General features: G+C 63.2%; 16 protein-coding genes. 5 read left to right on the top strand and 11 right to left on the bottom strand.

Annotated elements, in window-relative coordinates:
* Positions 1-7: 7 nt before the first annotated feature.
* Positions 8-1,237: an MFS transporter gene (locus ACYVNQ_RS01980; RefSeq protein ID WP_460900463.1), complete on the top strand. Its 1,230-nt coding sequence runs from the start codon at positions 8-10 to the stop codon at positions 1,235-1,237.
* 378 nt (positions 1,238-1,615) lie between these two features.
* Positions 1,616-3,901, top strand: coding sequence for an NADP-dependent malic enzyme (locus tag ACYVNQ_RS01985; RefSeq protein WP_460900464.1), 2,286 nt, complete (start codon positions 1,616-1,618; stop codon positions 3,899-3,901).
* A gap of 120 nt (positions 3,902-4,021) precedes the next feature.
* Here the strand turns inward: ACYVNQ_RS01985 and ACYVNQ_RS01990 are convergent, their stop codons facing one another.
* The 3 genes from ACYVNQ_RS01990 to ACYVNQ_RS02000 form a co-directional block, all read right to left on the bottom strand.
* Complete coding sequence (locus ACYVNQ_RS01990) at positions 4,022-5,359, bottom strand: type II toxin-antitoxin system HipA family toxin (RefSeq protein WP_460900465.1); 1,338 nt, start codon at positions 5,357-5,359, stop codon at positions 4,022-4,024.
* A 2-nt stretch (positions 5,360-5,361) separates the two neighbouring features.
* The gene (locus ACYVNQ_RS01995; RefSeq protein WP_460900466.1) at positions 5,362-5,613 is read right to left on the bottom strand and encodes a helix-turn-helix domain-containing protein; all 252 of its coding nucleotides are present in this window, start codon (positions 5,611-5,613) and stop codon (positions 5,362-5,364) included.
* Between the two features lie 140 nt (positions 5,614-5,753).
* Positions 5,754-9,350, bottom strand: a complete 3,597-nt coding sequence (locus tag ACYVNQ_RS02000; protein ID WP_460900467.1) for an indolepyruvate ferredoxin oxidoreductase family protein — start codon at positions 9,348-9,350, stop codon at positions 5,754-5,756.
* 364 nt (positions 9,351-9,714) lie between these two features.
* Here ACYVNQ_RS02000 and ACYVNQ_RS02005 point away from each other — a divergent pair, with 364 nt between their 5' ends.
* Positions 9,715-9,900: a hypothetical protein gene (locus ACYVNQ_RS02005; protein WP_460900468.1), complete on the top strand. Its 186-nt coding sequence runs from the start codon at positions 9,715-9,717 to the stop codon at positions 9,898-9,900.
* Between the two features lie 63 nt (positions 9,901-9,963).
* On the opposite strand, the gene hppD is transcribed toward ACYVNQ_RS02005, so the two are convergent.
* The gene (gene hppD / locus ACYVNQ_RS02010) at positions 9,964-11,061 is read right to left on the bottom strand and encodes a 4-hydroxyphenylpyruvate dioxygenase (RefSeq protein ID WP_460900469.1); all 1,098 of its coding nucleotides are present in this window, start codon (positions 11,059-11,061) and stop codon (positions 9,964-9,966) included.
* A 152-nt stretch (positions 11,062-11,213) separates the two neighbouring features.
* On the opposite strand from hppD, the gene ACYVNQ_RS02015 reads away from it, so the two are divergent.
* Positions 11,214-11,723, top strand: a complete 510-nt coding sequence (locus tag ACYVNQ_RS02015; protein ID WP_460900470.1) for an Lrp/AsnC family transcriptional regulator — start codon at positions 11,214-11,216, stop codon at positions 11,721-11,723.
* Positions 11,724-11,756: 33 nt separating this feature from the next.
* On the opposite strand, the gene ACYVNQ_RS02020 is transcribed toward ACYVNQ_RS02015, so the two are convergent.
* The 7 genes from ACYVNQ_RS02020 to paaA form a co-directional block, all read right to left on the bottom strand.
* Entirely contained in the window at positions 11,757-12,425 is a 669-nt protein-coding gene (locus ACYVNQ_RS02020) for a GNAT family N-acetyltransferase (RefSeq protein WP_460900471.1), read from the bottom strand.
* A gap of 227 nt (positions 12,426-12,652) precedes the next feature.
* Positions 12,653-13,258, bottom strand: coding sequence for a TetR/AcrR family transcriptional regulator (locus tag ACYVNQ_RS02025; protein ID WP_460900472.1), 606 nt, complete (start codon positions 13,256-13,258; stop codon positions 12,653-12,655).
* Positions 13,259-13,437: 179 nt separating this feature from the next.
* Complete coding sequence (gene paaE, locus ACYVNQ_RS02030) at positions 13,438-14,526, bottom strand: 1,2-phenylacetyl-CoA epoxidase subunit PaaE (RefSeq protein WP_460900473.1); 1,089 nt, start codon at positions 14,524-14,526, stop codon at positions 13,438-13,440.
* A 1-nt stretch (position 14,527) separates the two neighbouring features.
* Positions 14,528-15,106: a 1,2-phenylacetyl-CoA epoxidase subunit PaaD gene (paaD, locus tag ACYVNQ_RS02035; protein WP_460900474.1), complete on the bottom strand. Its 579-nt coding sequence runs from the start codon at positions 15,104-15,106 to the stop codon at positions 14,528-14,530.
* A gap of 13 nt (positions 15,107-15,119) precedes the next feature.
* Positions 15,120-15,923 (bottom strand): 1,2-phenylacetyl-CoA epoxidase subunit PaaC, encoded by an 804-nt coding sequence (gene paaC / locus ACYVNQ_RS02040; protein WP_460900475.1) that lies wholly within the window; start codon positions 15,921-15,923, stop codon positions 15,120-15,122.
* Between the two features lie 7 nt (positions 15,924-15,930).
* Positions 15,931-16,215: a 1,2-phenylacetyl-CoA epoxidase subunit PaaB gene (gene paaB, locus ACYVNQ_RS02045; protein ID WP_460900476.1), complete on the bottom strand. Its 285-nt coding sequence runs from the start codon at positions 16,213-16,215 to the stop codon at positions 15,931-15,933.
* 106 nt (positions 16,216-16,321) lie between these two features.
* The gene (gene paaA / locus ACYVNQ_RS02050; protein ID WP_460900477.1) at positions 16,322-17,320 is read right to left on the bottom strand and encodes a 1,2-phenylacetyl-CoA epoxidase subunit PaaA; all 999 of its coding nucleotides are present in this window, start codon (positions 17,318-17,320) and stop codon (positions 16,322-16,324) included.
* Between the two features lie 278 nt (positions 17,321-17,598).
* Here paaA and ACYVNQ_RS02055 point away from each other — a divergent pair, with 278 nt between their 5' ends.
* Complete coding sequence (locus ACYVNQ_RS02055) at positions 17,599-18,861, top strand: SGNH/GDSL hydrolase family protein (RefSeq protein WP_460900478.1); 1,263 nt, start codon at positions 17,599-17,601, stop codon at positions 18,859-18,861.
* The last annotated feature ends 485 nt before the right edge of the window (positions 18,862-19,346 follow it).

Consider the following 19,346-nt stretch of genomic DNA (forward strand, 5'->3'; position numbering starts at 1 on the left):
CCTGCCGATGAACGCTGTCACACCCAATGCCGCCGACCCAGGCGCACGACCCGGCTATGCCGCCCGCGCGCTGCTTGCGTCGGCGCTTGGCTATGCGATGGACGGCTTCGACCTGCTGATTCTCGGCTTCATGCTGCCGGCGATCGCGGCGGACCTGCATCTGTCGTCGACGCAGGCCGGTGCGCTGGTCACGTGGACGCTGGTCGGCGCGGTGGCCGGCGGTCTGTTGTTCGGCATGTTGAGCGACCACTTCGGCCGGGTCCGGATGCTGACGTGGACGATCCTGCTGTTCGCGGTGTTCACCGGCCTGTGCGCGCTCGCGCAAGGCTATGCCGATCTGCTGGTGTATCGCACCATCGCCGGGATCGGTCTTGGCGGCGAGTTCGGCATCGGCATGGCGCTCGTCGCGGAAGCGTGGCCGGCGGCGCAGCGGGCGCGCGCGTCGTCGTATGTCGGGCTCGGCTGGCAGGCGGGCGTGCTGGCTGCGGCGCTGCTCACGCCGCTGTTGCTGCCGGTGGTCGGCTGGCGCGGCATGTTTGCGATCGGGCTGCTGCCGGCGCTGGTGTCGTTCGCGGTGCGGCGGCGTGTCGAGGAGCCTGAGATGTTCACCGAACGCGCAGCGCGCGGCACGCGCAAGCAGCCGCTCAAGCTGCTGGTCGCCGATGGCCGTGCGCTGCGCACGAGCCTGGGCGTCGCGATTCTGTGTTCGGTGCAGAACTTCGGCTACTACGGCTTGATGATCTGGCTGCCGAGCTATCTGTCGAAGACATTCGGCTATTCGCTGACGCGCTCAGGCGTGTGGACCGCCGTAACCGTGCTCGGTATGGCGGCGGGCATCTGGCTGTTCGGGCTCGCCGCGGACCGGTTCGGCCGCAAGCCGACGTTTCTGTTCTATCAGGCCGGTGCCGTGGTGATGGTGTTCGTTTACGCGCAGCTAACCACGCCTTACGCATTGCTGATCGGTGGCGCGGCGATGGGGGTGTTCGTCAACGGCATGATCGGCGGCTACGGTGCGCTGATCTCCGAGCTGTATCCAACCGAGGCGCGCGCTACTGCGCAGAACGTGCTGTTCAACATCGGCCGCGCGGTGGGCGGCTTTGGGCCGGTGGTGGTCGGCGCACTGGCGGCGCGATTCTCGTTCGGCGCGGCGCTTGCACTGCTCGCGTCGATCTACGTGCTCGACATCGTCGCGACCTTGTTGCTGATTCCTGAGCGCCGCGGCGCCGCGCTCGAATAAATAGATGCGCTGAATGCACTAATTGCCTGATCAGAGAGCGAATGATGCAATGCAAAACATTCGCATCATTCGATTGCTCCAAGTGTTTGATGCACCCCAAAAAGCTTCTCGTATCGCATTGCAGCATGGGCGCCCGTCGTTGAGCTGGCGGTGCTTTCTCACGTCGTCTTCGACGTTTCGGCATCCATACGGGGTGTACACTAACCGCCCCGAAATCGCTCGCGTTGCCCGTCTTCCCGCTTCCGGTTCGATGCCGCGCCCAACTGGCGCACGCATGAATCGTCGCCGTCGACTCCCCCGTCGTCAGGAATCGCTGCAGGGTGGCTTGCGAGCCGGGCCGATTTTCTCACTGGTTTTTCACGTCTCGCAGGCAAAAAAATGGACGAACAACTGAAGCAAAGCGCTCTCGCGTATCACCAGAATCCCCGGCCAGGCAAGATTTCGGTCACGCCGACCAAGCCGCTGTCGAACCAGCTCGACCTGTCGCTAGCCTATTCCCCCGGTGTCGCCGCAGCCTGTATGGCGATTTTCGACGAACCGCTCGACGCGCAGAAGTACACGTCGCGCGGCAACCTCGTCGGCGTCGTGACCAACGGCACGGCGGTGCTCGGTCTCGGCAACATCGGCCCGCTCGCGGCCAAGCCGGTGATGGAAGGCAAAGGCTGTCTGTTCAAGAAGTTTGCCGGCATCGACGTGTTCGATATCGAGCTGAACGAAACCGATCCCGACAAGCTCGTCGAAGCGATCGCGATGCTCGAGCCGACGCTCGGCGGCATCAACCTCGAAGACATCAAGGCGCCGGAATGCTTCTATATCGAGAAGAAGCTGCGCGAGCGCATGAAGATTCCGGTCTTCCACGACGATCAGCACGGCACCGCGATCATCGCTTCGGCGGCGATCCTGAACGGCCTGAAAGTGGTCGGCAAGAAGCTTGAAGATGTGACGCTGGTCTGTTCGGGCGCGGGCGCCGCGGCGATCGCCTGTCTCGATCTGCTGGTGAACCTCGGCCTGCAGAAGAAGAACATTCTCGTCACCGATTCGAAGGGTGTGGTCTACGAAGGGCGCGGCAATCTCGATCCGTCGAAGGCCCGCTACGCGGCGAACACCGAAGCGCGCACGCTGGGTGATGCGATCAAGGGCGCCGATGTGTTCCTCGGCTGCTCGAGCGCCGGCGTGCTGAAGCCTGAGATGGTCAAGGAGATGGGCACGCAGCCGCTGATTCTCGCGCTGGCGAACCCGGAACCGGAAATCCGTCCGGAAGAAGCGAAGAAAGTGCGCCCGGACTGCATCGTCGCGACCGGCCGTTCGGACTATCCGAACCAGGTCAACAACGTGCTGTGCTTCCCGTTTATTTTCCGCGGCGCGCTCGACGTGGGCGCCACGACGATCACCGAGGAAATGAAGCTTGCCTGCGTGCGCGCGATCGCCGAACTCGCGGAAGAAACCGATCAGGGCGATGAAGTGGCGAAGGCCTATGAAGGCCACTCGCTGGAATTCGGCCCGGAGTATCTGATTCCGAAGCCGTTCGATCCGCGCCTGATCATCAAGATCGCACCGGCAGTCGCGCAGGCCGCGATGGATTCCGGCGTGGCGACGCGCCCGATCAAGGATATGGACGCGTACCGCGAAGAACTCGGCGCGACCGTGTACCGCACCGGCCTCGTGATGCGTCCGGTGTTCGCCGCTGCGAAGGCACAACCGGCGCGCATCGTGTTCGCGGAAGGCGAAGACGATCGCGTGCTGCGTGCCGCGCAATTCGTGCTGCTCGAGAAGATTGCACGGCCGATCCTGATCGGCCGTCCGTCGGTGATCGAAATGCGCCTGAAGAAGATGGGCTCGAAGCTGAAGTGCGGTGAAGACTTCGAGATCGTCGATCCGGAAGACGATCCGCGCTACCAGAAGTGCTGGCAGGCGTATCACGAGATCGGTGCGCGCGAAGGCGTGACGCCGGAAGTCGCGAAGGCCGCGATGCGTAAGTTCAATACGCTGATCGGCGCGATCCTGGTGCGCCTCGGCGACGCGGACGGCATGATCTGCGGGATGATCGGCCAGTACCACGGCCACCTGAAGTTCATCGAGCAGGTGCTGGGCAAGGCGGAAAACGTCGGCAACTATGCGGCGATGAATCTGCTGATGCTGCCGGGCCGCAATCTGTTTATCTGCGACACGTACGTCAACGAATGCCCGACCGCTGAAGAGCTGGCCGACATGACGCTGCTCGCCGCAGGCGAGATCGAGAAATTCGGCATCACGCCGAAGGTCGCGCTGCTGTCGAGCTCGAACTTCGGCAGCTCGCCGTCTTCGGCGTCGCAGCGGATGGCGCAGGCGCGCAAGCTGATCGCCGCACGTGCGCCGAGCCTCGAAGTGGACGGCGAAATGCACGGCGACGCGGCGCTTTCCGAAGCGGTGCGCAAGGCGGCCTTCCCGGGCACCACGCTGGCAGGCGAAGCCAACCTGCTGATCATGCCGAACGTCGAAGCGGCGAACATCACGTACAACCTGCTGAAGATGATCGGCGGCGATGGCGTGACGGTCGGGCCGTTCCTGCTCGGCGCGGAAAAGCCGGTGCATATCCTGACGCCGGCGGCGACGGTGCGCCGCATCATCAACATGACGGCGGTGGCATCGGCGAACGCGACGGTGCGGCAGGCTGCGGCGAAGTAAGTGTGGTGAAAGTGATGAGCTGGCGGGTGCTGGGATAGGCCCGGTAGCGGGTCACTAAAGCATCGCTCAGGGCTGGGCTCCGGATGAACGGAGCCCAGCCTTTTTTGTTTGCGGATAAATTCAGCGCGACATCTCGGCAAGCCGATCGGCCGAGTGCTGCAGGCCTGCAAAAATGCGCTGCGCGATGCGTTCCGGAAAGTGCTCGGGGAGCCGCGCGCCGACCTGTTCGATGGCCGCGGGCGTGCGCTCGATCAGGCTTTCGAGAATGGGCTCCGCGTCCTGCCCGAAGAAGCACAAGCGGGCCATCTCATTAAAGTGCTGGCGCCGGATATCCTTGAGCCGATAGCGCTTGTGATGGCCGGGCACAGCCATCGCGAGCTTCGCCTTGTGCCACGACCATTGGCTGCCCGTATTGCCTTCGACCGGCCAGATCGACATCACGTCGTACAGCGGCGTCAGCTCGAAGCGCCCGCGCCGCAACAGCCGGAGGCTGAAGTTTTTCGCGTGTCCGTCCGGTGCGGCGAGCATCCAGAACAGAATCTGCGCGGTCAGAAAGGTGCGCAGGTCCGCCTCCGGTTGCGCCGACTGGCGCAGGATTTCGCAGATATCCACGATGCCGGGGCCGCCGTCGCTTTCGTATTTGAGGTGCGGCGCGACGCCCAGCGCCTGGCAAAAATCTTCCTGAGGCAGCCGCAGCAGCCACGGGGCGACAGGGTTCATGCGCCGGTCGAAGCGCGTGACGTTCAGCACCTTTTGCGCGCCAAAGCGCAGAATCTCCGCTGCCGCCACCGGCAGGCCGAACGCTTCGAGAAGCTGCAGGCACAGCCATTCGTTTTCGACCGACGATGTCATGTCGATCTTCGCGTGGCCGACGAGGCCCAATGGCAGCTTCAGAATGTGGGTGGACGGCGTCGCGCCGTGCGGCACCCACCATTGTTCGTCGTGATAGAGCAGCGCCGTTTTTTCCTGCGCGCCGGCCAGCGACAGCCGCAGATCGTCCGGGTCGTCCTGGTCGGCGGCTGTGCCGGGCGTCACGACGCGCGTCAGCAGATCTTCGATGTCGTCTTCGCGTAGTCGACGGCCTTCGATCCGGTCGAATCCGTCCGGCTTGGCATCGGGCGCCAGGATCTGTAGCGCACCGACGCAATCGCGCCCGACGGCTTCCAGCAGATCGAATGCGTCCAGAGAGCGGGTCCGGAAGCGCGCGCCGAGCCGCCGCCGGATCGCTTCGTTGTCGGGCAGCAGGTTGTCGAAGAAGTTGCGTACGCGCTCACCGCGTAGCGGCGACGTGTCGAAGCCGAACGGCAACGACAGCGAAAGCGGGCGGCCCTCGTCGGAGTCGATCCAGTCTGCGTCGTACTGGAACTCCATGTTTCCATTGGTGGGGATGCGCCAGGTGCCGACGCGCAGACCGTTAGTCCAGACCGACAAGGCGCGGGTGTTTGAAGGACGTCCCATGCTTACCACGCTGCTTCATCGGAGGCGGCGGAGCGCGGCGATTCAATGGACAGTTCGAGCTCGAGCCCGTAGAGCGCCGCCATGGCCAGTAGTTGGCTCAGAGTGATGGCGCTGGCATCTTTTTCGAGCTCTGAAATCCTCGATTGACTCAGACCGAGACGAGCTGCCGCCTCGGCCTGAGACAGACCCTTTTTGCGGCGGGCACTGCGCAGGACTTGCCCGGCCTGCGCGGAGGTGGTCAGCAGACGGTGCATAGGCCGTATGGACGAAGGTTTATCGCCAGTATATCGGCCATACCGGTAAATTCAAAATATCGGTGTGGCCGATAAAATGAAAATACCGGTGTGGCCGATATTTTCTCGATAAAGGATGCCGCGCCGGGCTGTCCAGGCCGTCAAGCCACGTGTCGCGTCTCGCCTCCGGCCGGCGAGCGCCACTTTGCCAGCAGCGTCGACCACTTGCTGCGCACCGCCCTCAGGTTGTTGTCCTTCACGTGGCCGTAGCCGCGAATCCCGTCCGGCAGATTCGCCAGTTCGACCGCGCGCGCGCGCTTGTCGATCGTCAGGCTGCCGATCAGTTCGCGCACCAGCGCCTCGTATTCGACGATCAGCGCGCGTTCGGTGCGGCGCTCTTCGGTCTTGCCGAACACGTCGAGCGCCGTGCCGCGCAGGAAGCGCAACTTCGCCAGCACGTGCATCGCGCTGAGCATCCATGGGCCGAACTGCTTTTTCACCAGATGCCCATGCGCATCCTGCTTCGACAGCGACGGCGGCGCGAGGTGAAACTTCAGCTTCCAGTCGCCTTCGAAATTGGCCTTTACCTTGTCGAGGAACGCCGGGTCCGAGTAGAGGCGCGCGACCTCGTATTCGTCCTTGTAGGCCATCAGCTTGTGCAGGTTCTTCGCGACCGCCTCGCTGAGCGGCAACTGGGTATCGGCCGGATCGAGCGCCGTTTCTGCGGCACGCACCGCGTCGACCAGCTGCCGATAGCGCGTTGCATAAGTGTTGTTTTGATAGGCAGCGAGATACTGCACACGCTTGTCGATCAGCGTATCGAGCGCCTTCGGCGTGTGCAGCGAAACCACCTTGCTGCCGGCCGTATCGGTGTCCGGTGTGCGCCCTTGCGCGTCGGCGAACTTGCGCACGGCGGCAAGGTCATGCGCGGCGCGGCGGCCCCATTCGAACGCCGCCAGGTTCTTTTCCACCTGCACGGCGTTCAGTTCGATCGCGCGCGTCAGCGATCGATACATGAGCGGCAACCAGCCGCGTTGCCATGCGTAGCCGAGCACGAACGGATTGGTGTAGATCGCGTCGCCGAGCAGCGCGACCGCAAAGCGGTTTGCATCGACCGTCGATACGTTGCTTTCGCCTGCTGCCGCGCACACGTCGGCTTCAGTGCTCGCGCCCGGAAAGCGCCAGTCCGGGTTCTTGATGAAAGCCGCGGTCGGCGTCGGTGCGCTGTTCAGCACGACGTGCGTCTGGCCCACCTGCATCCGCGACATGCAGTCGTCGCTCGCGGTAACGATCGCGTCGCAGCCGATCACCAGATTCGCTTCGCCCATCGCGATGCGCGTGGCGTGAATGTCGGTCGGCTGATTGGCGATCTGCACGTGGCTCATCACGGCGCCGCCTTTTTGCGCGAGACCGGTCACGTCGAGCACCGTGACACCCTTGTTTTCCAGATGCCCGGCCATGCCGAGCAGCGCGCCGATCGTCACCACGCCGGTGCCGCCCACGCCGGTCACCAGCACGCCGTACGAACGGTCGATGCCGGGCAGCTCCGGTTCCGGTACCGGTGGCATCGCGTCGATTGCGACAGCGGTGACCGTCGGCTTGCGCAACTGTCCGCCTTCGACGGTCACGAAGCTCGGGCAAAAACCCTTCAGGCACGAGTAGTCTTTGTTGCAGGTCGACTGGTTGATCTGCCGCTTGGTGCCGTACTCGGTCTCGAGCGGTTCCACCGACAGACAGTTCGACTGCACCGAGCAATCGCCGCAACCTTCACAGACCGCTTCGTTGATCACCACACGGCGCGCCGGGTCCGGATAGGCGCCGCGTTTGCGGCGGCGACGCTTTTCGGTCGCGCAGGTCTGGTCGTAGATCAGGATCGTGGTGCCTTCGATGTCGCGCAGTTCGCGTTGCACGTCGTCGAGCTGATCGCGGTGATGCACGCTGATGCCGGGCGCGAGGCCGACATTCGCGGTGTACTTGTCGGGCTCGTCGGTGACGATCACGATGCGCTTCGCGCCTTCGGCGGCGAGCTGATGCGTGATCTGCGGTACGGTCAGCGTGCCGTCGACCGGCTGGCCGCCGGTCATCGCGACCGCGTCGTTATACAGAATCTTGTAGGTGATGTTCGCCTTCGACGCGATGGCTGCGCGAATTGCCAGCAGCCCCGAGTGGAAGTAGGTGCCGTCGCCGAGATTGGCGAATACGTGTTTGTCGTTCGTGAACGGCGCCTGGCCGACCCACGCGACGCCTTCGCCGCCCATCTGGCTGAACGTGCTGGTGCTACGGTCCATCCACACCGTCATGTAATGGCAGCCGATGCCGGCCATCGCGCGCGAGCCTTCGGGCACGTTGGTCGACGTGTTGTGCGGGCAACCCGAACAGAACCACGGTTTGCGTTCCACTGCGACGCGTGGCCGCGCGAGCGCCTTTTCCTTCGCATCGATCACCGCGATGCGCGTCGCGATGCGGGCGCGCACGTCAGACGGCAGATCGAATTTGTCCAGACGCGTGGCGATCGCTTTCGCGATGATCGCCGGCGATAGTTCGTAGTGAGCCGGCAGCAGCCAGTTGCCCATCGGCACCGACCATTCGCCGCCTGCGCCGTCTTTCTCGTCGAACTTGCCGAACACACGTGGGCGTTGCGCATCGGGCCAGTTATACAGCTCTTCCTTGATCGCGTATTCGAGAATCTGGCGCTTTTCCTCGACCACCAGAATCTCTTCGAGACCGCGCGCAAATGCCTGCGCGCCTTGTGCTTCGAGCGGCCAGACGCAGCCGACCTTGTACAGGCGAATGCCGATGCGCGCGCAGGTTTCGTCGTCGAGGCCGAGGTCGGTCAATGCCTGGCGCACATCGAGATAAGCCTTGCCGCCGGTCATGATGCCGAAGCGCGCATGCGGCGAATCGATCACGACGCGATCCAGTTTGTTCGCGCGCACGTACGCGAGGGCCGCATACCATTTGTAGTCGAGCAGCCGCGCTTCCTGCACCAGCGGCGCGTCGGGCCAGCGGATGTTGAGGCCGCCGTCGGGCATCGCGAAATCGGTGGGCAGAATGATCTGCGTACGGTGCGGATCGATATCGATCGATGCCGACGATTCGACTACGTCGGTCACGCATTTCATCGCGACCCACAGGCCCGAGTAGCGGCTCATCGCCCAGCCGTGCAGGCCGAAGTCGAGATATTCCTGCACGTTCGACGGGAACAACACCGGCAGGCCGCAGGCCTTGAAGATGTGCTCGGATTGATGCGCAAGTGTCGACGATTTGGCCGCGTGGTCGTCGCCGGCCAGCACCAGCACGCCGCCATGGCGCGAAGAGCCCGCTGAGTTGCCGTGCTTGAATACGTCGCTTGAACGATCGACGCCCGGCCCTTTGCCGTACCACATCGAGAACACGCCGTCGTACTTCGCGCTCGGATACAGATTGACCTGCTGCGTGCCCCACACGGCGGTGGCGGCGAGGTCTTCGTTCACGCCGGGCTGAAACACAATCTGATGCGCGGCGAGATGCTTTTTGGCTTTCCACAGCGACAGATCGAGGCTGCCAAGCGGTGAGCCGCGATAGCCTGAAACGAAACCGGCAGTATTGAGCCCAGCGGCGTGGTCGCGTTGCTGTTGCAGCATCGGCAGCCGGACCAGCGCCTGGATGCCACTCATGTACGCGCGGCCGCGTTCGAGCGTGTATTTGTCGTCAAGCGTGACGGAAGATAGCGCGGCTTCAAGCGATGCGCGTTGATCCGCGTCTAGCGGGGCATTCATTATGGGTACTCCTCCAGCAATTTGGGATCACCAATACTGTCTGGCCTCGGCGTCTCGTGAACGCCTTGACCGGGTGGCGCATACGCGCCGCCGCCATATTGACGGGTTTCCATCGATGGTAGCACTGGGAAAAACCCGCCGCCTCGGCCAACTTCCGCGGCAATGCGCGGTCGCTGACCATATCTCTAATGACACTTGTGTGCGCCGGATATTCCTTTTTGGTCGCCGGTGTAACAACCTGTAAAAGGCGCCGGTTACCGGAACCGGGAGTCGCGCCGCTGTCTAACCACCCACCTGCGCTTTCCCGCAACGTTCCACATGAGGTGGAGCTTCGCAGCGCAGGTAGTCAGAAAGAGGAGTAAGCATGAACAGCAAGCACGTTCAAACCTTCCTGTTGGTCTCAGCCGCTTTTTTTACCATGAGCGCACCGGTGCGCTCGAACAGCGCGCAGGCGAGTGTCACGGTGCCGCGCACGAGCCAGGCAACGCCGGCTACGTCCGCTACGAACCGTTCGGCTGCGCTCAAACGGGCCACCCCGTCAGGCGACTAATCCCGGCCGTCTGAAAGAAACGGCGCATGGCGGGTCTCGCTTGCGCCTTGTCCCGTTTTTCTTCTACACGTTGTCTTTCACCACGCCGCGGCGAATCTGATCCAGTTCGATCGATTCGAACAGCGCCTTGAAGTTGCCTTCGCCAAAGCCCTGGTTGCCCTTGCGTTGAATGATCTCGAAGAAGATCGGGCCGATCTGGTTCTCTGTGAAAATCTGCAGCAACAGGTCGTCATGCGCGCCGTCGATCAGGATCTTGCGTTTGCGCAGCTCTTCCAGCGGTTCACCGTGGTCGGGCACGCGGCGCTCGACCAGTTCATAGTAGGTATCGATCGTATCGAGCAGCGCGATGCCCGCTGTGCGCAGGCCGTCCACCGTACGGTAGATATCTTGCGAGCCTAGCGCGATATGCTGGATCCCTTCGCCGTGATAGGCGTCCAGATATTCCTGGATCTGCCCGGCCGTCTCGGACCCTTCTTCGTTGATCGGAATGCGGATCTTGCCGCACGGCGAGGTCATCGCTTTCGACTTCACGCCCGTTACCTTGCCTTCGATGTCGAAGTAGCGCACTTCGCGGAAATTGAACAGGCGCTCGTAGAACTCGGCCCATTCGCGCATGCGGCCGCGATGCACGTTGTGCGTCAGATGATCGATATAGGTGAGGCCGTGGCCGGACGGGTTCGGCTCGGCGCCGGCAATCGGCTCGAAATCGACGTCGTAGATGCCGATGTCGCCGATGCTGCCCGGCGCGGCGCCGTTCTTGCCGCGCCACCGGTCGACGAAGTAGATCAGCGAATCGCCGACGCCCTTGATTGCAGGGATGTTCAGTTCCATCGGGCCAGTCTTGTTGTCGAAGCCCCACGCGCCGCGGTCGAGCGCGCGCTGGTAGGCCTGCGCGGCGTCCTGCACGCGAAATGCGATCGCGCAGATCGATGGCCCATGCAGGCGCGCAAAGCGCTGCGCAAACGAATCGGGTTCGGCGTTGACGATGAAGTTGATGTCGCCTTGCCGGTACAAGGTCACGTCCTTATGACGATGGCGCGCAATCGCAGTAAAGCCGAGTTGCTCGAACAGCTTGCCGAGGGCTTTCGGATCGGGCGCGGTGTATTCGATGAATTCGAAACCATCGGTGCCAACCGGGTTGTCCCAGGTGGGAACTTGCATATCTGTCTCCTGAAGACGCGATGCTGTTCGATACGACTGCATTGCATGGCGCAAGTTTAGGCGCGTGCCCGAGACGGATATTTGCGAAATCAGATGGATGACACTACGATTGCGCTAATTTATAGCGCCAATTGTGCAACGGATGGCAGAACATGCCCACGATAGAACTCGATGCGATCGATCGGCGCATTCTCACGATTCTTCAGCAGGAAGGCAGGTTGTCGAATCAGGAACTCGCGGAGCGGGTGAATCTGTCGCCCAGCCCGTGTTTGCGCCGCATCCGCCGGCTGGAGGAGAGCGGCGTGATTCGCGGCTACGTTGCATTGCTCGACGCGCAAAAGCTTGGGCTTGATCTGCTCGCGTTCGTCAACGTGCGGCTCGAGAAACGCGGTGGGCCAACGCTTGGCGACGCCTCGCACGCGCGCGCCGGCACGACGCACGCCGAGCTGTTTCGCGCCGCGGTTCAAACCTGGCCGGAAGTGGTGGCGTGCCACGCGATGGCGGGCGACATGGACTATCTGTTGCGCGTGCAAGTAGCCGATATGGCGCATTTCTCGCGCTTCGTGCAAGACGTGCTGCTGCACCATCCGTCGGTGATCGACGTGAAGACTAGCTTCGCGCTCGAGGCATTCAAGGAAACGACGGCTTTGCCGATCCGCTGAAACGCAAGCGCGGTGAATGAGGTTCGTGAACGCTCAGGCCGCGAGTTCGGCGGGTAGCAGCGATTCGATCAGCGTGGATGTTTGGCGGGCCTGGCGCTTCAACGCGTAATCGAATGCAGCGGCCTGTTCTTCGAGCATCTCCGACAGGATGCTGGACTGATCTGCCGGGGCGAGGGTGAGGTAAGCGTCGGCTTCGCCGTACGCGTACTCGATCTTCATGCCCGATTTTTTCGCGATGTGCATCATCGTGCGGTTGCGCGACAGGCAGTGCATGTACAGCGTCGACACATGCGTATTGCGACTGCGGATCGCGGCACGCTCGAACAGCTTGCTGCCGATGCCCTGGCCGCGCGCGCGTTCGACCACCGACACGCCAAACTCCGCAGTGCGCTTGCCGCTTTCGTCGGGCAGATAGGCGAGGTGGCCTACGCCAACCAGTTCCAGATCGCGGTCGAACACACCGAACACCGTATCGCGGTCGAAATCGATGGTGCGCACGTAGTTGTGAATGACGTGATCGGGCGTCAGCTGGCCAAAGCGCAGCAGGCGGTCGTCTTTACCGAGGCTCAGGAAGTGGTTGAGCAGGCGCTCACGATCTTTGACGCTGAGTTCCCGCACCAGAACGGGCGCCAGACTGGCAGCGGCAAGTTGCCGATCCGGTAGCGCGATCGGCTCGTTGGCTGAAGCGGTGGTCTTGTTCATGACGGGTTCTCCTATTCATCTGACGGCATGATGCGCCGCAGCAGAGATTGTAATGGAGAACCGGTTTAATCACTAGGGAAAACCCTTATTTCGGAGTATTCCGATGCGTTCTGAATGCACGGTTAAAGTGCGTAAGTGATTGAATTAAAATGGGTTATCGTTGAATTTTGGCGTGCCGAAAGCGAGGCTGTCTGTCGCAGCTGAACCACGATGCATAGCGGGGCGCATCATTGCGGCGCCGAAAGCCCGTGGTCGATCATCCCGATCACCTGCTCGGCGAATTCGCTATACCCCATGCGACCGCCCGCCTTCAGCCATGTGAAGGTCCAGTTGATCATGCCGAACACCATCATCGTCAGCGCGGTCTGATTGTCGCGGCTCACGCGCGACGGGTAGGCGCGCGCCAGCTGCCGGGCAAAGGCGGCGACGATGTCGCGCTGACGGTCGAGGATCACTTCGCGTTGCGCGTCGACCAGATACTTCACGTCGTTGAGCAGCGCGACATGCCGGCTGTGCGACGTCTCGTACTCGCCGAGAAACGCGCGAATCAGCTCGGCAAACGCCTCGCGTTCGGTCAGGCCGCGCCGTTGGCTGGCGCCTTCGACTTCCGCGATGATCAGCATCAGCCGCTTGGTGTAGCGGTCGAGCAGATCGAACAGGATCGCTTCCTTGCTCTCGTAGTAGTGATAGAGGCGCGCTTTCGACGTGCCGCTCGCGGCAGCCAGATCCGACATCGAGGTAGTCGGATAGCTGGCCTGGGCGAACTTCTGGGCGGCGAGATCGAGAATCTGGTCGCGTTGGGTTTCGTGGTCTGGGGCTCGGGTGCGGGCCATGATTTGTTGTTTTCCCGGATGCAGCGTGGGCGAAAAAAGGACCGCTTGCGCACGTGCACGCAGGTGCCCGCGCGCAAGCGGCCCTAGTGTAAGCGGATCACGGCCGTGCCGAAAGCGCGGCAAGCGTCGCGAGGTGCGTCATGACCCGCGGCGCGGCCTGGCCTCGCCGGCCGCTATGCCTAGCGTTCGTCGTAGCTCACCACGATCTTGTCCGTAAGCGGGTGGCATTGGCAGGTCAGCACGAAGCCGTCGCGGATTTCATGCTCTTCGAGCGTGTAGTTCTTGTCCATTTTTACGTCGCCTTCCAGCACTTTCGCGCGACACGTGCAGCACACGCCGCCCTTGCATGCGTAAGGGAGCGCGAGGCCCGCGCGCAGGCCGACGTCGAGTACGCTCAAGCCTTCGTACGGCAGGCGCAGCTTGCGCCGCTTGCCGTCCAGCACGATTTCGAGATCTGCGGCGGGTGTGTCGCCGGTGATCTCGACGGGCGGCACGCCCGCCTGCGGCAGCGGCGTGCCGAAGCGCTCGACATGAATCTTCTGCGGCGCGACACCGGCCGCCTGCAAGGCGCCTTCCGCGGCGTCCATCATCAGCGCCGGGCCGCAGATGAACGCTTCGTCGATGTGCGCGGCAGGCACCAGCGTGTCGAGAAATGCCGCGCATTTGTCGCGGTCGAGCACGCCGTTGAACAACTGCACGTCCTGCAGATCGTCCGACAGCACGTGATATAGCACGAAGCGGTTCATAAAGCGGTTCTTCAGGTCCTCGAGCGCTTCGGCAAACATGATCGAATCGACGCTGCGGTTGCCGTAGATCAGCGTGAAGCGGCTGCGCGGCTCGATTTCCAGCGTGGTCTTGATGATCGCCAGCACCGGCGTGATGCCGGAGCCGCCCGCGAAGGCGACGTATTGCTGGCCTTGTTCGGCGTTCAGGTGCGTGAAGAAGCGGCCATCGGGCGTCATCACGTCGATCGTGTGGCCGGGCTGCAGCGTGTCGAAAGCGAAATTCGAAAAGCGGCCGCCGCGCACGCGCTTGATACCGATGCGCAATTCACCGTCGCGCTCGTAATCGGCGACGCCCACGCAGATCGAATACGAGCGGCGCGTTTCCTCGCCGTCGATATGCGTCTTCAGCGTGACGAACTGGCCTTGCGTGAAGCGGTATTGTTCGCGCAACTCGGCCGGAACCTCGAACGCGACCGAGACGGCGTCGGCCGTTTCCGGACGCACTTCGCCAATGCGCAGCGGGTGAAATTGCGGAGTGGCCATGTCAGTAGGGTTTGAAATAGTCGAAGGGTTCGCGGCACGCGAGGCAGCGGTAGAGCGCCTTGCAGGCGGTCGAGCCGAATTGCGCGAGACGCTCGGTGTGCGCGGAGCCGCAGCGTGGGCACGGCGGCGGCGCGGGCGGGCGGGCGACGAAGCGGATCACTTGTGGTTCGCCGGTGGCTGTCTTGCTGCCCGCGCTGTCGCCGCTGCCGGTTGCACAGAGGCCGGTGGGCGGCGCGATGCCGTATGCGCGCAGCTTTTCGCGTGCTTCGGCGGTGATCCAGTCGGTGGTCCATGCGGGCGCCAGCACTGTGACGATCCGGTGGGGTGCGAGTGCGGCGTCGTCGAGCGCGCGGCCGATATCCTCGGCAATCTGCGACATCGCCGGGCAGCCGGAGTACGTCGGCGTGATCACCGCTTCCAGCGTGCCGTCCGCCGCGCGGCGCACATCGCGCAAAATACCGAGCTCGCGAATCGACACCACCGGAATTTCGGGGTCGGGCACAGCCTCGAGCACATGCCATGCATGTGCGAGCGTGGCGTCGACGCTCGGGGTGGCGGGTTGGGGGATCGTCATTGGCATGCTCCGCGCAATCTCACCACGTGGCGCCAGGATGCTGCCGTGCGACGCTTTGCATCTCGGCAAGCAGGAAGCCCATGTGCTCCGAATGTTCGCCGTGCTTGCCGGTGCTCACATGCTTGACTGCTGCCGGCAGCGTCAGCGTCGCTTCGTCGAGCGCGGCTTGCACGTCCGCTTGCCAGGCGGCTTCGAGATCGGCGGTGCGCGGGCCGACGTGCTGCGCGGCAATCGCGTGTTCGGTTGCGTCGCTGCTGAAGAACTCCCGCGTGTAGGGCATCAGATAGTCGAGCGCCGCTTGCGCGCGGCGTTGCGATTCGTCGGTGCCGTCGCCGAAGCGGATCAGCCATTCGCGTGAATGATGTACGTGATAGCGCGTTTCCTTGATCGATTTCCCGGCGATCGCGGCCAGTTGTGGGTCGGCGGAGGCGGTCAGCGCGGTCCATAAGTGCGCCATCAGTGTGGCGTACAGGAAGTTGCGCACGATCGTCACGGCGTAGTCCTTGTCCGCGTGCGCGGTGCCGCCGAGCGGGCCGCAATGCGGCAGTTCCACCAGCGTGTAGTTCGCAAATTCCCGTTCGCTGCGGAAGTACGCGTAGGCGTCTTCGCTGCGCTCGCGGCCGGTTGCGATACGCTCGAGTTCGGCCGCATGCGCGTACAGCAGGCGCGCCTGGCCGATCAGGTCGAGGCTCATGTTGGCGAGCGCAATGTCTTCCTCGAGAACCGGACCGTGGCCGCACCATTCGGCGTTGCGCTGGCCGAGAATCAACGCGGTATCCGCTAGACGCAGCACGTAGGCGAGATGTTCAGGCGTGGTGTCCATGGCGGGCTTACATGTGGTTGACTTCGTCGGGCAGCGTGAAAAATGTCGGGTGACGGTAGATCTTGTCGGCCGCCGGCTCGAACAGCTCCGCCTTGTCTTCCGGCGCCGATGCCGTGATCGCCGACGATGGCACCACCCAGATGCTCACGCCTTCCTGGCGGCGCGTGTAGACGTCGCGCGCCATGCGCAGCGCCATCGATGCGTCGCTTGCATGCAGGCTGCCGCAGTGCTTGTGATCGAGCCCCTGCTTGCTGCGTACGAAGACTTCCCAGATTGGCCATTCCTTGTTCATCGTCGATCTCCTTCGATGCTGATTCTCTTGGCGGCTACGCGTTTATCGAGCGGCCCCGGTGAGCGAGGTTGCTTGCGCGTGGGCGCTTCAGCGCGCTCGTTGACGTTCAGGCGGCGTGTTGCTGCGCGCGCCGGCGCTGCTTTTCCGCGTGCGCGAGCGCGGCTTCGCGAACCCACGTGCCGTCTTCGTGCGCTTTCACGCGCGTGGCGAGCCGCTCCTTGTTGCACGGCCCGTCGCCGTTGACGACGCGCCAGAATTCTTCCCAGTCGATCGTGCCGTAGTCGTAATGGCCGCGCGCTTCGTTCCACGTCAGCGCTGGGTCGGGCAGCGTGACGCCGAGCACCTTGGCCTGCTCGACGGTGGCGTCGACGAACTTTTGCCGCAGATCGTCGTTCGAAATCCGCTTGATGCCCCAACGCGCCGACTGGTTGCTGTGCACCGAGTCCTTGTCGCTCGGACCGAACATCATCAGCACCGGCCACCACCAGCGGTCGACGGCTTGCTGCACGAGTGCGCGCTGGGCGGCGGAGCCTTTCATCATGGTCAGCAGCGCGTCGAAGCCCTGGCGCTGATGGAACGACTCCTCCTTGCAGATGCGGATCATCGCGCGTGCATACGGACCGTATGTGCACCGGCACAGCGGGATCTGGTTCATGATCGCTGCGCCGTCGACCAGCCAGCCGATCACGCCGACGTCCGCCCAGCTTGGCGTCGGGTAGTTGAAGATGCTCGAGTATTTGGCTTTGCCCGCGTGCAGCGCGTCGACCAGCTGGTCGCGCGACACGCCGAGTGTCTCGCATGCGCTGTACAGATAAAGACCGTGGCCGGCTTCGTCTTGCACTTTTGCAAGCAGGATCGCTTTGCGCTTCAGGCTCGGCGCACGCGTGATCCAGTTGCCCTCCGGCAGCATGCCGACGATCTCCGAATGCGCGTGCTGCGAAATCTGCCGTACCAGCGTCTTGCGGTAGGCGTCGGGCATCCAGTCTTGCGGCTCAATCTTGCCGTCGGCGGCCATCACGGCGTCAAAGCGCGCCTCGTCCGCTGGGGCGCTGGAGGGGGCCGACTGCGCGGCGTTGCCGGGGATGTCGAGGGATTGCGTGTACATGGCGGACGCTCTCGTCGTGCGGATGGGCTGTGTTCGGCAGTATAAACCAACCGGTCGGTCGGTTAATAGGGGGTTGTGGCTTGTTTTGGCGGGAGGCGATGCTTTGATTTGTACGGTGGCTGCCGTCGGCATTGCATGGTTGATGTACGCTTGCGCCGGGCGCGGCGCGGTTCCGCTCGGGGAAAATACGAACCTCGCGGACCCGACGGCGCCTCGCCGAAGGTGCATGCAAGGCCGATCGGGCACAATGTGCGGTCCATTTTCTTTCGACCGATTCCATGAACCTTCGCTCGCTCGCTTCCGCCTGCGCCGCGCTGCTGATCTGCTCGGCGCCGCTCGCGGCTGCCGCGGCTCAGCCGCACGGCCAATGGACCACCGCCTGGGCGACCGCATTGCAGCCGATTCCGCAACTCGCCGATCCGCCGCCGCTGTATCGCGTGCCAGAGGTGGCGCAGCGCACCGTGCGTCAGATCATCTACCCGACGCTGTCAGGCAGCGCGGCGCGTATCCACATCAGCAACGCGTACGGAAAGGCGCCACTCGTCATTGAAGAGATGGTGCTTGCGCGCGCGGTAGCCGGCGCGAAAACGCAAACGGGCAGCGGTACGCGCGTCACTTTCTCCGGGAAGGGTGCGGTTACTGTGGCGCCGGGTGCGGAACTGGATAGCGATGCGCTGCATACGGATATCGTCGCCGGCGCGCCTTACGCGGTGAGCTCATACATGGGCGCCGGGCAACGCATGGTGGCGTGGCACCGGGTATCGAGCCAGACCAATTACCTGTCAACGCCGGGCAATCACACCGAAGACACCGCCGACGCCGCTTACCGTCAGCGCTTTACGCAGTACGCGTGGGTCACGGCGTTGTCAGTTGAAGCGCCATCGGCGACGGCGGTGGCGGCGATCGGCGATTCGATCACTGACGGCATGCGCTCGAGCCTGAATCAGAACCGCCGCTGGCCGGACGCGCTGGCGCGCCGACTGGCGCGGGCCGGCGACCGGTCGACTGCAGTGATCAATCTCGGCATCAGCGGCAATCGCCTGCTGAGCGATTCGCCTTGCTACGGCGACGCGCTCGCGACGCGCTTTCGACGCGACGTGCTGGAGCGTGCCGGAGTGAAGACGGCGATTCTGCTGATCGGTATCAACGACATCAATTTCGCGGGCATGCCGCCGCGCGCCGGCCTGGATTGCGACGCACCGCATACCCAGGTGACGGCTGATAGCTTGATCGATGGTTACCGGCAGGTGATTGCGGACGCGCATGCACACGGCGTCCGGCTGCTGGGCGCGACGTTGACGCCGGCGTCGTTGTCGCCGCAACGGGAGAGTATTCGCGTGGCAGTGAACCAGTGGATCCGGACCAGCCGGGCGTTCGATGGTGTGGTCGATTTCGATGCGGCATTGCGCGACCCGGCGCAACCGACGGAGCTCAGACGCGGGTTCGATAGCGGCGACCGCATTCATCCTAGCGATGCGGGCTACGCGGCGATGGCGGAGGCGATTCCGCTTTCATCGCTGGTTGGTTCGGCAGCCAGGTGAGCGCCAGAAAAAATATCTTGCTGCGGGACTTGCCAGGTAGGGCAGTGTCGCCTACTATTCGGTCTCCCGTTTTCGGACGGGGGCTGCCGCGAAAGCGGCGGTGCAGTAAGTCAGCAGGTTTTAAGCGCTAAGCGAAAAAAACTGTTGACGAAGCGAGAAGGAGTCTGCATAATCTCGCTTCTCTGCTGCTGATGCGGCAGACACGAAACAGGCGGTAGCAGCGAAAGGCTGCTGTGCAGTTTAAGCCGGTTTTGTGACACGATCTTTAACAATTCACAGCCGATAAGTGTGGGCATCTGATGGCGGCGCGCGGCGGATCTTCGGGTTCGCCGGATAGCGAAAGTATCAAATGTCTCACACAGTAATTGATAGTAAGGTTTCCGGGTAACCGGAAACACGAACGTCAGTACGTTGAGTGAGCGACCGGTCCAGAAATGGACCGAACACAGTAACAGGCATTGAACTGAAGAGTTTGATCCTGGCTC

The sequence above is a fragment of the Paraburkholderia jirisanensis genome (assembly GCF_054782355.1).

What these genes read in the sequence shown, in the direction of transcription:
- ACYVNQ_RS01980 (WP_460900463.1), top strand. Translation starts at nt 8, where the DNA reads ATGAACGCTGTCACACCCAATGCCGCCGACCCAGGCGCACGACCCGGC.
- ACYVNQ_RS01985 (WP_460900464.1), top strand. Translation starts at nt 1,616, where the DNA reads ATGGACGAACAACTGAAGCAAAGCGCTCTCGCGTATCACCAGAATCCC.
- ACYVNQ_RS01990 (WP_460900465.1), bottom strand. Translation starts at nt 5,359, where the DNA reads ATGGGACGTCCTTCAAACACCCGCGCCTTGTCGGTCTGGACTAACGGT.
- ACYVNQ_RS01995 (WP_460900466.1), bottom strand. Translation starts at nt 5,613, where the DNA reads ATGCACCGTCTGCTGACCACCTCCGCGCAGGCCGGGCAAGTCCTGCGC.
- ACYVNQ_RS02000 (WP_460900467.1), bottom strand. Translation starts at nt 9,350, where the DNA reads ATGAATGCCCCGCTAGACGCGGATCAACGCGCATCGCTTGAAGCCGCG.
- ACYVNQ_RS02005 (WP_460900468.1), top strand. Translation starts at nt 9,715, where the DNA reads ATGAACAGCAAGCACGTTCAAACCTTCCTGTTGGTCTCAGCCGCTTTT.
- hppD (WP_460900469.1), bottom strand. Translation starts at nt 11,061, where the DNA reads ATGCAAGTTCCCACCTGGGACAACCCGGTTGGCACCGATGGTTTCGAA.
- ACYVNQ_RS02015 (WP_460900470.1), top strand. Translation starts at nt 11,214, where the DNA reads ATGCCCACGATAGAACTCGATGCGATCGATCGGCGCATTCTCACGATT.
- ACYVNQ_RS02020 (WP_460900471.1), bottom strand. Translation starts at nt 12,425, where the DNA reads ATGAACAAGACCACCGCTTCAGCCAACGAGCCGATCGCGCTACCGGAT.
- ACYVNQ_RS02025 (WP_460900472.1), bottom strand. Translation starts at nt 13,258, where the DNA reads ATGGCCCGCACCCGAGCCCCAGACCACGAAACCCAACGCGACCAGATT.
- paaE (WP_460900473.1), bottom strand. Translation starts at nt 14,526, where the DNA reads ATGGCCACTCCGCAATTTCACCCGCTGCGCATTGGCGAAGTGCGTCCG.
- paaD (WP_460900474.1), bottom strand. Translation starts at nt 15,106, where the DNA reads ATGCCAATGACGATCCCCCAACCCGCCACCCCGAGCGTCGACGCCACG.
- paaC (WP_460900475.1), bottom strand. Translation starts at nt 15,923, where the DNA reads ATGGACACCACGCCTGAACATCTCGCCTACGTGCTGCGTCTAGCGGAT.
- paaB (WP_460900476.1), bottom strand. Translation starts at nt 16,215, where the DNA reads ATGAACAAGGAATGGCCAATCTGGGAAGTCTTCGTACGCAGCAAGCAG.
- paaA (WP_460900477.1), bottom strand. Translation starts at nt 17,320, where the DNA reads ATGTACACGCAATCCCTCGACATCCCCGGCAACGCCGCGCAGTCGGCC.
- ACYVNQ_RS02055 (WP_460900478.1), top strand. Translation starts at nt 17,599, where the DNA reads ATGAACCTTCGCTCGCTCGCTTCCGCCTGCGCCGCGCTGCTGATCTGC.